Source organism: Pseudoalteromonas sp. bablab_jr010 (assembly GCF_016464105.1).
Taxonomy (GTDB): domain Bacteria; phylum Pseudomonadota; class Gammaproteobacteria; order Enterobacterales; family Alteromonadaceae; genus Pseudoalteromonas; species Pseudoalteromonas simplex.
In genome coordinates, this window is the sequence record NZ_JACDWV010000148.1 from 169,612 (window position 1) to 184,413 (window position 14,802).

At 40.3% G+C, this 14,802-nt stretch carries 12 protein-coding genes; 4 read left to right on the top strand and 8 right to left on the bottom strand.

The genetic code is table 11. The features are described 5' to 3' along the window. Window positions 1–59: 59 nt before the first annotated feature. The 3 genes from JIG37_RS14250 to JIG37_RS14260 form a co-directional block, all read right to left on the bottom strand. On the bottom strand, window positions 60–3,137 hold the full coding sequence (locus JIG37_RS14250) for an efflux RND transporter permease subunit (RefSeq protein ID WP_199529657.1): 3,078 nt from the start codon (window positions 3,135–3,137) through the stop codon (window positions 60–62). Window positions 3,138–3,139: 2 nt separating this feature from the next. Then, on the bottom strand, window positions 3,140–4,150 hold the full coding sequence (locus tag JIG37_RS14255; protein WP_348535084.1) for an efflux RND transporter periplasmic adaptor subunit: 1,011 nt from the start codon (window positions 4,148–4,150) through the stop codon (window positions 3,140–3,142). A gap of 296 nt (window positions 4,151–4,446) precedes the next feature. Further along, entirely contained in the window at window positions 4,447–5,454 is a 1,008-nt protein-coding gene (locus tag JIG37_RS14260) for a rhodanese-related sulfurtransferase (RefSeq protein ID WP_055197229.1), read from the bottom strand. Between the two features lie 199 nt (window positions 5,455–5,653). On the opposite strand from JIG37_RS14260, the gene JIG37_RS14265 reads away from it, so the two are divergent. The 4 genes from JIG37_RS14265 to JIG37_RS14280 all read left to right on the top strand — a co-directional run bounded on the left by JIG37_RS14265 (window position 5,654) and on the right by JIG37_RS14280 (window position 10,257). Then, window positions 5,654–6,979: a DEAD/DEAH box helicase gene (locus tag JIG37_RS14265; protein ID WP_199529763.1), complete on the top strand. Its 1,326-nt coding sequence runs from the start codon at window positions 5,654–5,656 to the stop codon at window positions 6,977–6,979. 2 nt (window positions 6,980–6,981) lie between these two features. Next, entirely contained in the window at window positions 6,982–7,812 is an 831-nt protein-coding gene (locus tag JIG37_RS14270) for a S1-like domain-containing RNA-binding protein (protein WP_199529659.1), read from the top strand. A gap of 581 nt (window positions 7,813–8,393) precedes the next feature. After that, complete coding sequence (locus JIG37_RS14275) at window positions 8,394–9,569, top strand: hypothetical protein (protein ID WP_199529660.1); 1,176 nt, start codon at window positions 8,394–8,396, stop codon at window positions 9,567–9,569. A gap of 118 nt (window positions 9,570–9,687) precedes the next feature. Then, window positions 9,688–10,257 carry a hypothetical protein gene (locus JIG37_RS14280; RefSeq protein WP_199529661.1) on the top strand — a complete coding sequence of 190 codons (570 nt, stop codon included), beginning with the start codon at window positions 9,688–9,690 and terminating at the stop codon, window positions 10,255–10,257. A gap of 893 nt (window positions 10,258–11,150) precedes the next feature. Here the strand turns inward: JIG37_RS14280 and JIG37_RS14285 are convergent. The 5 genes from JIG37_RS14285 to ihfB form a co-directional block, all read right to left on the bottom strand. Further along, complete coding sequence (locus tag JIG37_RS14285; protein ID WP_199529662.1) at window positions 11,151–11,687, bottom strand: hypothetical protein; 537 nt, start codon at window positions 11,685–11,687, stop codon at window positions 11,151–11,153. Window positions 11,688–12,300: 613 nt separating this feature from the next. Next, window positions 12,301–13,005 carry an orotidine-5'-phosphate decarboxylase gene (pyrF, locus tag JIG37_RS14290; RefSeq protein ID WP_199529663.1) on the bottom strand — a complete coding sequence of 235 codons (705 nt, stop codon included), beginning with the start codon at window positions 13,003–13,005 and terminating at the stop codon, window positions 12,301–12,303. Window positions 13,006–13,037: 32 nt separating this feature from the next. Further along, window positions 13,038–14,174: a lipopolysaccharide assembly protein LapB gene (lapB, locus tag JIG37_RS14295; RefSeq protein WP_058585078.1), complete on the bottom strand. Its 1,137-nt coding sequence runs from the start codon at window positions 14,172–14,174 to the stop codon at window positions 13,038–13,040. Window positions 14,175–14,176: 2 nt separating this feature from the next. Then, entirely contained in the window at window positions 14,177–14,458 is a 282-nt protein-coding gene (locus JIG37_RS14300; protein ID WP_054551349.1) for a LapA family protein, read from the bottom strand. Between the two features lie 20 nt (window positions 14,459–14,478). Next, window positions 14,479–14,766 carry an integration host factor subunit beta gene (gene ihfB / locus JIG37_RS14305; protein WP_036968575.1) on the bottom strand — a complete coding sequence of 96 codons (288 nt, stop codon included), beginning with the start codon at window positions 14,764–14,766 and terminating at the stop codon, window positions 14,479–14,481. Between the last annotated feature and the right edge of the window lie 36 nt (window positions 14,767–14,802).

The window sequence follows — 14,802 nt, forward strand, 5'->3', positions numbered from 1 at the left end:
ATTTAATTGTGAGGGTAATTGGCTATTTTTTCAAAGAAAAAATAGCCAATTAAGTTGGATTAAGCCTTTTCTAACTCTTCAGCCAGAAGTTTCGACTCATCACCTCTTGGTTTAGTAAAGCGAGCTAAACCAAGGTAAATAACAGGCGTTAAATAGAGGGTAAATAACACCGCCAGTGCTAAACCGCCAAATACTACCCAACCAATGGCGTTACGAGCTTCAGCCCCTGCGCCGGTAGATAAAATAAGAGGTAATGCACCCAATAAAGTTGAAACCAGTGTCATCGCGATTGGGCGAAGACGAACCAATGCGGCCTCTTCTACCGCAACTCTAACCGAGCGGCCTTGGTCACGTAATTGGTCGGCAAACTCCACCAGCAAGATGGCATTTTTAGCAATTAGACCAATCAGCATCACTAAACCAATTTGCGAGTAAATGTTTAATGATGTACCTGTTAGATATAACGCTAAAATTGCTGATGTAATACCAAATGGTACAGTGATCATAACAACGATTGCACTATTCACACTTTCAAATTGCGCTGCCAATACCAGAAGAACAATTAAAAAGGCCAGAACATAGGTCACCAATACTTCATTGGCGGTTTCTTCAAAGGTTAATGCCTCACCTTTAAACGCCAAGCTGATACCCGCAGGCAAAGATTGCTCTGAAATATCACGGATTTTTGTTACCAGCTCAGCAATAGTTACGCCCTCTGGCATTTCCATACTCAGTTCAATAGCACGGCGCTGCGCGTGGCGCTCAAGCTCAGCGGCAACACCTTCTTCAGTAATCGTTGCCACACTACTCAATGGCACTAATTGACCATTACGGCCACCAACATACAAGTTAGCTAAATCGCTCGGGTTTGTGATGGTTTGGTTTTGTGCTTGCAACATAATCGGGATTGATTGGTCACCAATGTTTAAATCGGCAATATCATCACCATTGATTGCAGCACGTAACGTTACTGATATATCACTGAGCGATACGCCTAGCTCTTCAGCACGACGTCTATCAATATTAACCCGTAATTGTGGCTGTGACGGCTGATATGAAATACGTACAGGGGCCACTTCTGGCACTGCTTTTTCTATTTCAGCAGAGAAGTCTTGCGCAGCTTTAAATATCTCGAGGTAGTCTTGGCCCAATAAGGCAAGCTCAATACCACCGCCTTGACCACGCAAGTTCAAGCTATTTGAACCACCAGGGTAACCAGCCGCACCAGGAATATTCCCTAAGGGCTCACGTATTTTATTGATAATTTCTTGCTGACTAAAATGACGTTCGTCCCAATGTTTTAGCGGCACAGTAATAAATACAATATTTGGATCCCATTGCCCAACCACAGTGTAAATAGACTCAATATCACCACTTTCAACATACGGCAGTAAGATATCTTCCATTTGCACCGCTTGCCTGTCCATAAAGTTCAAGCCAACACCATCAGGGCCACGGGCAAAAATACGAATTTTACCGCGATCTTCTGTTGGTAATAGCTCGTTATCTAAATTGAAATACAGTGCCCCAGAGCCTGTAGCGACCAACAAACACGCAAAAAAGGTAAGCCATGCATGTTCAAGTACACCATGTATTGTACGCTTATAAACAGCAGCTAAAACATGGCCAACTTTCGCAAATGGATGAAAACCGCCCTGCTTTAATTTCAATTTTGATGTCAGCGCAGGTACCAAAGACAGCGCTACAAAACTTGAAATGATCACAGCGCCAGCTAATACACCACCAAACTCTCTAAATAGTCGCCCAGCTGTTGATGGTAAAAAGGCAATAGGCACAAACACCGTAGCTAATACGGCGGTTGTTGCCACAACAGCAAAGAAAACTTCACGGGTACCAACCACTGCAGCTGCACGACGACCAAGACCTAAGCCCCGTTGACGTTGAATGTTTTCACTTACCACAATGGCATCATCTACTATTAGGCCAGTAGCTAATACTAGTGCAAGCAAGGTAAGAATATTAATCGAGAAACCAAGCGCCCAAATAAGTGCTAAAGAGCCAATTAATGCAACAGGTATCGCAAATGCAGGAACCAGCGTTGCGCGCCATGAGCCAATAAACACCCACAGTGTGATCACCACTAGTAGCACGGTTAGTAACAGAGAGTTAATAACTTCATCAACTGAGCTTCTGATAAACTGCGCATCGTCAGAGGTTAAAGTAAATTCCATTTCAGGAAAACGCACTCGCATACGCTCGATTAAAGTTAGCACTTCATCCGAAATTTCAATGGTATTAGATTGCGCCTGACGAATAATTTCCATGCCAATCACAGGTGTGCCATTAAGCCTTACGAATGAACGCGGATCAGCTGGCCCAAAGTAAACAGCCGCAACATCGCCAATACGGGTATCGTCTCGTACAATGATATCGGATACTTGTTCTGCAGAGATTGACGTTGCATCAGCACGAACGATTACCTGTTGGTCGCTTGATTTTAAACTACCCGCCGGCACATCAAAGGGAGCCTGACGAAGTACGTTGGCAATATCTGGTACGGTAAGGTTAAAGCTGCTTAGCTTAAGTGGGTCGATGCGCACTCTAAGAACCCGTTCACGGTCGCCATTTAAACGAACATCGGCAACCCCTGGAATGGTTAAAAACTGCGGGGCTAAGTCAACATCAACACGCTCTGTCAACGCCTCAAGGGATAAGCTATCACTTGATACCGTTAACGATACAACCGCTTCGGCATCATTATCGGCTTTAATAATTGATACCCGTTCAACTTCTTCGGGTAATTCTCGCTGCACACGGGCTACCGATTCGCGTGTTTCGTTTGCAGCATCATCTAGATTAACACCGGGGCGAAACTCAACCACGATACGAGCATTGTTTTCTTCACTTTGCGCACGAATCGACTTTACACCACTTACCCTCGCAACCGCCCCTTCGAGCTTACTAGTTACTTCGGTATCTACAGTCTCCGGTGAACCACCCGGAAAAGACGCTGATACAGTAATACGTGGTCTATCAACATCAGGAAGCTCACGTACTTCAACCCCTGCTATTGCAGCGATACCGGCAATAATAATGAGTAAGTTAAGTACCACAATTAAAACAGGGCGACGTATCGCCATTGATGGCAAGTCTTCCATCATAGGTTGCTGTTTCATCATTACTCCTTGGCTAGCTGCACTTCATTGATGAAATTAAGCTCTTGATTAGGTCTTAGGCGCTGAACGCCTTCTGTCACCAATAAGTCACCTTCGTTTAAGCCACCAGAGACTAGTAAACGCCCTGCTAAGCGCTGCTCAATTTTAACATCAACGCGTGTGGCTTTTTTATCGACACTCTTCCATACGTAAGGGCCTGCTGCCCCCCACATCATGGCTGCTTCGGGTACTACAGCAAGCTCTTCACCTAGAATATTTATGTGCACACGAAAGCTCATACCCGGCATAAATTGCTGAGCATTATTGTCAAGTTTGGCTTTTGTTCTGAGTGTGCGGGTTTGCGCATTGATACGCGAATCAAGCTCTGCCACCTTAGCCGTGTAAGCTTTATCGCCTAACCAAGGCACTACTTCGACCGAAGATTTTTGTTTAAGCACTGAGATAGCGGCTTCTGGGGCATTAAAATTGATATAAAGCTCAGAAATATCATCGATAGTGGCAATGACTGTTTGGGTTGTGATCCTATCGCCTACTTCGACGTCAGTTAAACCCATAATACCACTAAAAGGAGCACGAACTTCGCGGTCTTCACGCTCTGTTTTGGCTTGCATTAACTGGACTTTTGCAAGCTCATAAAGCGTTTTCGCATCATCTAAATCACTTTGCGGTACCGCACCACGAGCGTGGCTTTCTTCAAGCCTTTTCATGGTGCGCTCAGCATCTTTCAAGGTAATTTCTGCTTCGATCAACGCTGCTTTTTGTCTACGTGAATCAAGCTCTAATAATAAGTCACCTTTGGCAACGTTATCGCCTGGTTTAAAGTAAACAGCAGTGACTCTGTCCCCAACGGCTGGGTAAAGAGTGACTGAGTGAATTGCTTCAGCATTACCTACTGCTTTTATCTGTTGTTTAGACTTTTCAACAGACACTGATTCTACAACTACATTAGCCGCCTCAGCGACGGAAACACAACTAATACAGGCAATTAAAGTCCATGTATGTAATTTGCCAATTGTCAAAATTTCACCTAAATAAGAATCGTTTTAATTGTTACGAAGTGTAACAGCTTTGTGATCAATAAAAAGCTGACTTCGTTTAATAAACAATTAGCCAAGGTGAAATAAACCCATACATCGCCTTTGTTTTCTAATTAGAAACGACAATGTGATGAATCGACCTCTTTTAAGTGTGCTTCGCTTGCTATGGACACCTCTACACAATCAGATTGATTAGTTATTTGTTCCTTTTGAATAGGCATAAAAAAACCCCAGACTATGCTGGGGTTTCTATCAATTCATAAAGCTAACAATTACTGTTGGCGCTGTGCTTCTTTTTGCGCTTTTTTGGCTTCTTTACGCTTACGAAGAACTTCTTGCGCTTCGTTACCAATGTGACCTTCACCACGCGCTTGTGCTAATTCGATTTGCTTTTGACGCTCAGCAAAACGGGCACGTTGCTCTTCTGTTAGGCTGTCGTGACAGTGATGACACGATACACCTTCCATGTATTCAGGCTTTTGCTTTTCTTCTTCAGTGATAGGCATACGACACGCATGACATTGGTCGTAAGAGCCTTTTTGTAAATCGTGATTTACCGCTACACGGTTATCAAATACAAAACACTCACCTTCCCACATGGTTTCTTCTTTTGGTACTTCTTCTAAGTACTTAAGAATACCGCCTTCAAGGTGGAATACTTCGTCAAAGCCTTGCTCTTTCATGTACGCAGTTGATTTTTCACAGCGAATACCACCGGTACAGAACATAGCAACTTTCTTGTGCTTTTCTGGGTCTAGGTTTTCTTTCGCCCACGCTGGGAATTCACGGAATGTCTTCGTGTTTGGATCAACCGCATTTTGGAAAGTACCGATCTCAATTTCGTAATCGTTACGTGTATCGATAAGAATCACTTCAGGGTCTGAAATTAATGCATTCCAATCAGCTGGTTTTACGTATGTACCCACTACTTCACGTGGGTCGATACCTTCAACACCCATAGTTACGATTTCTTTTTTCAGTTTTACCTTAGTACGGTAGAACGGGCATTCATCATCATATGACTCTTTAGTCACAATGTTGTCTAGGTTTGGTTGTGAATCTAACCATGCAAGTAGGTTATCGATACCTTCACGTTTAGCAGAAACAGTACCGTTGATACCTTCAGCCGCAAGTAACAAAGTACCGCGTACTTCATTGTCTTCCATTACTTTTAGTAGTGGTTGGCGAATCGCTTCAAAATCAGGAAGGGCTACAAATTTGTAAAGTGCGCAAACAACAAAGTGCTCGCTAGTTACATTGTCTTTATGAACAGCAGTCATGGTTTTACCTTTTGCTTTAAATGCCCATGTGGGGCGTTAACCGAATCGCAAATCCGGCGCATTGAGGGCGCGTATTTTACGCGAATTAGTGATAATTGCAAAAACTGATGCGAAATAGCTGTGTTTTTACTGTCTCCAAGTGAGGCAAGTGCGTTATAATGAACAGGATTTACAAATTTTGCTCATCGGAGATTACGCATTGCATTTTACTGAACTTGGGATTGATACACGCCTCGAAAAACAACTTGCGCATCAAGGCATCACCCAGCCCACTGACATTCAAGCTCACGCGGTACCAACAGCTATCGCAGGCCATGATATTTTTGCACAGTCAAAAACAGGATCGGGCAAAACGCTGGCGTTTTTATTACCTGCTGTACAGCGCGTAATGAAACAAAAAGCACTCAGTAAACGCGACCCTCGCGTTTTAATCGTTGCGCCTACCCGCGAATTAGCAACCCAAGTGTACAGCCAATTAAGGCTATTAATTGCCGGTACAAATATTAGTGCTGTAAAAGTACTGGGTGGTGAAAACTTTAATGACCAAATAAAGGCTCTTCGTAAAGACCCACATTTTGTGGTGGGCACACCAGGGCGTTTAGCTGACCATTTGAGTCAACGCTCATTACAGCTTTCAGGCTTAGAGCTTTTAATTTTTGATGAAGCTGACCGTATTTTAGATTTAGGCTTTACCGATCAAGTTAAAATGATTAACGAGCTTGCTGATCACCGTTTACGCCAAACGTTATTGTTTTCAGCAACCCTTGACCATGCACAAGTTGATGCTTTGTCACGTAACCTTTTACGATCACCAAAACAAATTCTGTTAAGTGCATCAAACGAGCAACATAGTGACATTACTCAGCAACTTTATTTAGCTGATCACTTAGATCACAAAGAAGCCCTACTTGAGCACTTTGTAAAACAAGACAATGTTGGCCAATGCATTATTTTCACCGCAACACGTGCAGATACTCAACGTTTAAGCCAGCTATTAAATGATAAAGGCTTTAAAGCGCAAGCGCTTGCGGGTGACTTAACACAGGCTAAGCGCCTTGAAATCATGGATGCCTACAGCCGTGAAAACTTTAAAATTTTGATCACCACCGATGTTGCATCGCGTGGTCTTGATTTATTAAGCGTCACCCACGTAATTAATTTTGACCTACCAAAACATGCTGAAGAATATGTGCACCGTATTGGTCGTACTGGTCGCGCAGGCTTTAAAGGAACTGCTATTTCGTTAGTAGGCCCGAAAGATTGGCCAAGCTACAAAGCAATTAAAGCATTTTTAAATGATGAATTAAGCTTTTTCACCGTTGACGGCCTTGTTGGTAAATTTAAAGGTTTGCGTGAGAAAAAACCAAACACAGTTTGGAAAAAAGCAGAGAAAAAAGTGGCAGCTAAACCTGCAAAACCAAAACGCAAAGCAGCCCCTAAAAAGCCTAAAGCCCCTATTCAAGCACCAATTGATGTAGATGGTTTTGCTCCAATGCGCCGTAAGAAAAAGCCAGAACAGGAATAACAATGAGTATTTTAGGAACCACACAAACCCTTTTCGTTAACGAAATGTCTAACGAAGGTGCTTATTTAGATGGCCGTGATTTAGGCGAAGTATTCTTGCCAAGCAAAGAAATTGATTACGAACTAGAAGCTGGCGACAGCGTTCAAGTATTCATTTACTTAGATCACGCAGGTCACCCAACCGGTACCACAAAAAAACCTTTAGCTGAAGTGGGCGAATATGCCCTACTACGTGTTAAAGCCATCAACAGCACTGGTGCGTTTTTGGATTGGGGCCTCGAAAAAGACGTACTAGCGCCATACAACGAACAAAAGCCAAAAATGAAAGACGGCTTTTCGTATCTTGTACGTTTATACCTAGATAACGCCAGCCAACGTATTTGTGCATCGAGTAACTTTAATAAGTTTTTATCGAAAGAAGCACCAACTTACTCAGTAATGGAAGAAGTTGACTTAATCGTTGCCGGTAAAACAGACCTTGGTTACAAAGTACTCGTGAACGAAGCCCACATTGGCGTGGTTTACTACAACACCGTATTTAAAAAGCTATTTGTTGGCCAGCGCTTAAAAGGCTTTATTCAAAAAGTACGTGAAGACGGCAAAATCGACGTACTTCTTGAAAAGCCAGGCATGGGTAAAGTAAACGACTTAGGCGAAAAAATCTTAGCTAAATTAAAAGCCGAAGGCGGCGTACTTCACTTAGGTGATAAGTCAGACCCAGAAGCAATTAAAAAGACTTTCTCGACCAGTAAAGCAAACTACAAAAAAGCTATTGGTGGTTTGTTTAAGCAAGGTTTAATTGAGATTGAAGCAACGTCGATTAGATTGAAATAAGTTGCGAGTTGCGAGTTGCGAGTTGCGAGTTGCGAGTTGCGAGTTGCGAGTTGCGAGTTGCGAGTTGCGAGTTGCGAGTTGCGAGTTGCGAGTTGCGAGTTGCGAGTTGCGAGTTGCGAGTCAACAAGATATTGAATTATCTGAAAGAGTAAAGTGAACGCTTTACTCTTTTTTTATTTTTATTGGTTTATAGCTTTAACGTACGGGTGCTATAAGTTTTCTAACGTTATTTTGAGTACTATTCATTTAAAAGTGGAAGTCGGTATTGTTCCAAAACCAACATTTCCGGATTAACTCATTACTGCCCCAAAACGTGTTTATGCAAATGCCTCGAAAGAGAGATGTACGGACGGTCACAATTGCTTTTCTATTTCGTCAAAGTTTATTACTTGCATCGTCAGTAAACGACCCAATCGCTCGTTTTTATCCTGAGGTAAAAGCGAGAACTCCTAAATTTTAATAACACTGGCAATTAGTTAACAAGTTTGTTAAAAATAATCTAATAAGAAAAACGAGCTACGCTGTGGTAGAAAAACGCGCGATTAGCTCGCTATAAGATGTTAGAATTTTAGGAGAGTCTCGTGGCATACGACAGCCGAGTGTATAGGATATTAATTGCTTCCCCATCAGATGTGGAAGAAGAACGAGAAATTGCAGTTAGAGTGATCCAAGAATGGAATGATCTCTACTCTTTTTCAAGGAAAGTTACTTTACTCCCTTTAAGGTGGGAAACTCATACTGCTCCCGAATATGGGACTCGTCCTCAAGAGGTTATTAATCGAACTATAGTAGACCAGTGTGATTTGTTAGTCGGTGTTTTTTGGACTCGCTTAGGGTCGCCAACAGGAGAAGCTGATAGTGGAACACTTGAAGAAATAGCTAGAGTTGGGGATGCAGGAAAACCTGTTATGCTATATTTCTCAAAAGCTGGAATTGACCCTGATCTTTTGGATTTGTCCCAAGTGGAGAAACTTAAGGATTTTAAAACTAAAACATACCCTAAAGGTTTAATTGAAAACTATAAGTCAGTCATTGAGTTTAGAGATAAGTTTTCTAAACAATTGGAGCTTAGAGTTAGAGATTTACAGAAAAATGAGGGGAGCACCAAAACACCATTATCGTTTGAATTTCTTTCCTTAGATACCAATGAGTTGCTTGGAAAAAAAGCAAAAATGGTTGTAGAAAAACAAGTAGTAAAAGATTTGACAGCGGTTCCAACTGATAAAAAGAAAGAAATAAAATTACTTCTAGATAAAAAGGTTAAACAACAATCTATCGTTCCAATTAATTTAGCTATTGATAACTCAGGATCATCGGGTATACGAAATCTTTATATAGAGCTAAATCTCGAATCTTCATCGAAAGATGCAACCCTAACAGATTCTACAACTAAAGGTTTTCTTGGTTCAGCGTGGACTAATTTATTCATCTCTTACGAACACAAATCAAAATCTAAATTAGCAAAGCTTGATTCAGATATATTAACTAAAACTGACAAAGGGTGGCAAATTAGTTTTGATTGGGACGCAATACAGCCTCAGCGTACCAGAGCAATTAAAACAAACCTTTATTATTCAAGCCCGAAAACATCAACTTTATCAGCAGTTGCAAAGATATTTGCAGATTCATTTCCTGAACCTTTGATTGTTGAAATAGAAATGAAAGTTGAAATAAAAGAAAAAGTAGTCGATCTTGCAGAGTTTATTCCTGACTGGGAAGAAAGGCTTTTGGCTAATGAAGAAAACCCAGAGACATAAAATTCTAACAAGCAATTCAACAGGACTAAAAACAGCTGGTTTTGCTCCTGCGTCGCTAAGTATAACCAGCAATTTTTAGCCTGTTAATATGGGCGTTATATTTTTTGAGAGATCGAGCATGGAAGATATTGATAGCTACACAATTGAAGCAACAAGAATAAGAAGGTCGGTAGTGTTGTATTCGGAGCTCTTCGAGAAAGAATCATCCGTCTCTGTCTTATCCGAACAAGCTGGTAAAGCTTTTTCAGTAATCCAGCGTTCAATGCATGATGAAATCCTAATTTCATTATCGAGGTTGTTCGACACTGATTGCTATAAAACTAAAAATCAAAAATACGAGTACTTGTCTCAAAGAAATATCGTCGAAAAGTATAAGGCGTCTTTAACTGATAAGGCAAACATTCATCGAGACGAAACCACCAAACTAAAACAAGAAATCAATATTCAAGATTACCGAGACCTAAAGGTTGCTCACAACGACAAGCCTACCTTAGTGTCAAGCAGTAGCTCGGTAAAGCATGGTATTTCATCTAACAAAGTACTTGATCTATTAGATCACTCGATTCAGTTAATGTTATGTTTAAAGTCATCGCTTTCCAATCAAACAGAAGTCAGTATTCCAGTAGATCTAAATAACAAGTTAGAGGGGGTCGGCAATGAGTTGGTCGCTAAACTCCGGAAAATATAACAAGGCCACCCAGCATCGCTCCCTGCGGTCGCTGGACCTGGCTTCACTCGGCCACTGCTGGCGGCGTTACTGATTAAATACTCTAACGTGTTTTTGTCCAAAAACGAGTTGGCTCGATCATCTGATTCTCGCTTGTAGATAACCTAGAGTATTTTTCAAATTGCCAACAAACAAAAAGAGCATTGTATAACGCGCGATATAAATCACGCATACAATGCTCTTTAAAGACTATTTTCGTGTAGCAACTGGGTCTGCCGGTTGGGTGATTGGGCGGCCTACAGCTGCCATCTTCAACGATTTCTCCTAAAACCTTAATTAGAAGATTACCATTTTTCAATAGCAAAATAAGTTTATAAGTGGCATCACATGGGCAATACACTAATTCAAACTTGCCTCAAATAGTTCCTTACTCAAGTCCACCGCTATACATTAGCTTCTTATACATATTGGAATTGATGGGCAACATACAAAATAACAGCTGAGTTAGCCAGCACAATAAAGCCAGTCCTAGGTTTTTAAAAGCCTCTTTTTTATGTGAAATCGCAATTGAATTGAAGAAGTTATTAGTTAGAAATAAAAATGGGAAACATCTAACAAGCAATGGATGAGAACAATTTTCTAATGATTTACTAAACTCAGAGACTGAATTAACAGAAAAAATTACAAACCCAATAAGGAGTGGAATTACTAAAATTGCGAGAAGAAATTTTTCCATGTACTAATATTTTCCTTACGAATAACCTTGAAGCATATTCACTGCCACGGCCGAGCTTAATATTTGTGATACAACCCGTGCTATAACGCCCCAATAAGGGGAAATTTATAGTTTGCTAAATAAAATAGTTGAGCGGGGCGAAAACAGTACACTGTAAATTTCCATCTTGATTGGCTTGCTATGTGCTTGCTATATCCCTAGTTAACATTTGATAAATACTAATTAAATAAGTCACAACGATAACACAAGAGATAGCTAAAATACTGCTGTTAGGAAATAAATACCAAGCTGCTACAATTAAAATGCTTCTTAACACAGCATGTATTAAGCCAACAGGATGGTTAACGATCCAAGAATAAACTACCCAATGAAGTCCTAAGCCAACGCCTAAACTCAAAGGAACAAATTCAGGTGCATTTAAAAGTAATGGTATATGGACAGCCCAAAGAAGATTAACCATAATTATGCATAAGCCCATTAGTTTTGCTAAAGGGTTAGATGAGGAAACTAAGTTCTCTTTTCTAAATTTAGCAATTAATAAAGCTATAGGAAAAATACCGCCTGTTGCAAAAAGTAGAATATATATAGAAATATTTGCGCTAAATTGTGTACTTAAAAGCCCAACTAAACCCCAAATAATGGCTCCAGCAACCGGCATTGAAATAGATCTGTTTGAAGATTGTTCAAATTCTTTTCTATATCCATCTAATGTCAAATTACTTTCTCCTCGCTTGAGTTATGCTCAGACTTATTAAAGCACATAACAACATTTTACCAAAAATACCGATAAACACTCGCAAGTGATTACCCTAATCTAAGTAAATATATATTTAAATTTATAATAACATTATCAACTTACTAACTTCTGAGATGGGTGGCAATAAAAATTCGTCACCCCAATACCGAGAATTTACTTAATCGAGAATCAATATTTTTCATTAAACGAGAATAGCAGAGCAAAATAGATTAAAAGTCAGTTACTTAATTCTAAAAAAAGGTAAAGCGAAAATTCAAGAATTTTACATACCGAGAATAAGGCATGTAATTTAACTACCATGAATTATGACAGTTAAAAAACAGTGTTTAACTAATTTATAAACACTCATTATTTGCAAATGATCAAAATGGAATACGTATTGACCATAACTATGTTTTCCTACTTGCACAAAAACATCTTACATCGGGCTAAAGCTGAGACCTTAACATTAACACGCTTAATATGTTTTCTTTCGCTGACTTAAGCTAGCCATACAAAAAGAGCACTGTATTTAACGCGATATAAATCACACATACAATGCTCTTTAGAAACTATTTTAAAATAATGAAGGTTATTTTAGTGAGTCGTTAATTTCTTTTAGTGTCGCAACTGGGTCTGCCGATTGAGTGATTGGGCGGCCTACAACTAAATAGTCGCTGCCATCTTCTACAGCTTGTTTTGGTGTCATGATGCGCTTTTGGTCACCTGCATCGCTGCCTGCTGGGCGAATACCCGGAGTAACCAGTTTAAAGTCTGCGCCGAGTTCTGCTTTTAGCTTTTTCGCTTCTTGTGCTGAGCACACTACCCCGTCAAGGCCTGACTCTTTGGCAAGTTTTGCTAGATAAATTACTTGCTCTTCTGGTGTTTTATCTACACCTAAACGAGTAAGCTCAGCGGCATCCATACTAGTTAGTACAGTTACTGCAATCAGTAATGGAGCATCATCACCAAACTGCACTAAAGCTTGTTTTGCTTTAGTCATCATTTCAACGCCACCAGAGGCGTGTACGTTAACCATCCAAACACCCATTTTGGCAGCTGCTGTTACAGCTTTAGCCACTGTGTTTGGAATATCGTGAAATTTTAGGTCTAAGAATACATCAAAACCTAAGTCGATTAGTTCCTTAACAAAGCTAGGGCCAAAATACGTGAACATTTCTTTGCCTACTTTAAGGCGACACGTATCAGGCGATAATTGCTTTACAAACGCAAGAGCTGTTTGTTGATCATCATAATCAAGGGCAATTAATACTTTTTTTGAATCTTCGACAGACATAACTTTCCTAAAAACTAATGGACTAATATGAATTAAAAACCGTCTATGCCACGGCTTGGAACAATTGTTTCCCAGTGCTTACAAGATGGACATACCCAATAAATGGTATGACTGGTAAAGCCACAGTGTTGGCACTGAAAATCAGGTTTGGTTGCGATATAAGACGTAACTAGCTTATCAATTTGATCGAGTACATCTTTAATATCGTTGTTTTGTTTGGCAAGTAGCTGTAATAAAAAGCTAAAGCCACGAATAGTCGGATGACGCTTTAAACTATCCGTTAAAAATTTAATTGCTTGCTCGATGTGGCCTTGCTCAAGTAAAGCTTGGCAGTGTTTTATTTTTATTAATACGCCACCTTTATCGAGCAGTTCATTGAGTAATTCGTAAAACTGATGCGTTAAGTTAAGTTTTTGATAGCTCAGCGCTAATTCTTCAATAAATACCGGCGCAAAAAACGTGAACTGGCTAATAAGCTCGCGCCAATAGTAAATTGCTTTTACATAATCTTCTTTAGTGAAAGCACTGTGGCCAAGCTCATACAATGGGCGAATAGCTTTGTGGTTTAAGCTAATGGCTTTACGCATAATCTGCGTATCATTATCTTGTAAGGCTGCTTCACAATAAAAATTGGCAATCGCTTTTACATGCTGAGGTTTAGTGAACAACTCACTATGGGCCTCGTACATGTTAATGCCCTTTTCCCATTCACGGGTTTGTGAATAAAGATTAATAATTGGCTCTAACGCTTCTTTATAGCCTGCCTTAACAAGCCATACTAAATGCTCTTCTGCACCATCTAACAAGCCTGCCATTATGTAATCTTCAGCAAGTTCTAAGCGGCTGGTTGCAGCTTGTTGCTCATCAAGACTTGGATGTTTTAATAGCAGCTCATGAATTTTAATGGCGCGGTCAAGTTCGCCACGGCGGCGGAACATAGTTGCAAGCGTTGAATAATGCTCAACTGAATCAGCGGCAACTTCAAGTAGATTGATCAGGTGTTCTAAGCCTTGGTCTTCTTCTCTGTCTAAGAGAAATTTAAGGCCTTTAGAATATTCAGAGGTGATTTGGCGATTAAGCTGATGAGCTTGGTTTTTAGCGCTGTTTTTACCCATTATCCAACCGTAACCGGCTGCAACGGGTAAAAGTAAAAACAGAAGCTCAATCATGATTAGGTGTCTTTATTAGCAACAAGCTTTTTATTGTTTTTTTCAGGCGCTAATTTTTTCTTTAAGCGATAATTTTGCCACTTTAACTGAGAAAACAGTGTAAAGCTTATAAAACAACCAATTGCGACACCTAAAATAAAGCAGATACTTATTACAACAGCTAGGGGCAAAGTATTACTCGCGATTAAATAATTGATTTGCACCAATTGTGGATTCTGTGAACCAAGTACAAACGCAATAAATAAACACAGCGCAATTAATACAATTTTTAATACCCTAAACAAGTAACTACTCCTGTATAAAACTAGGCAATACTCGCATTTACGCGGTCACGTAATTCTTTACCTGGTTTAAAATGTGGTACGTGCTTACCGTCTAACTCAACTGTTTCGCCAGTCTTTGGATTACGACCTGTGCGAGGAGAACGATAATGCAATGAGAAACTTCCAAAGCCACGGATCTCAATGCGATCTGAGCTAGATAATGAGCCGGCCATTTGTTCAAGAATTTCTTTAACGGCATTTTCAACATCTTTCACAGGGATGTGTGCGTGTTGCTCGGCAAGTTGTTCTATCAATTCTGACTTAGTCATAGCGTTTCCTTAAAGAGTGGTAAAGGAAGGGCAAAA

What these genes read in the sequence shown, in the direction of transcription:
- JIG37_RS14260 (WP_055197229.1), bottom strand. Translation starts at nt 5,454, where the DNA reads ATGACTGCTGTTCATAAAGACAATGTAACTAGCGAGCACTTTGTTGTT.
- ihfB (WP_036968575.1), bottom strand. Translation starts at nt 14,766, where the DNA reads ATGACTAAGTCAGAATTGATAGAACAACTTGCCGAGCAACACGCACAC.
- pyrF (WP_199529663.1), bottom strand. Translation starts at nt 13,005, where the DNA reads ATGTCTGTCGAAGATTCAAAAAAAGTATTAATTGCCCTTGATTATGAT.
- JIG37_RS14270 (WP_199529659.1), top strand. Translation starts at nt 6,982, where the DNA reads ATGAGTATTTTAGGAACCACACAAACCCTTTTCGTTAACGAAATGTCT.
- JIG37_RS14280 (WP_199529661.1), top strand. Translation starts at nt 9,688, where the DNA reads ATGGAAGATATTGATAGCTACACAATTGAAGCAACAAGAATAAGAAGG.
- JIG37_RS14250 (WP_199529657.1), bottom strand. Translation starts at nt 3,137, where the DNA reads ATGAAACAGCAACCTATGATGGAAGACTTGCCATCAATGGCGATACGT.
- lapB (WP_058585078.1), bottom strand. Translation starts at nt 14,174, where the DNA reads ATGATTGAGCTTCTGTTTTTACTTTTACCCGTTGCAGCCGGTTACGGT.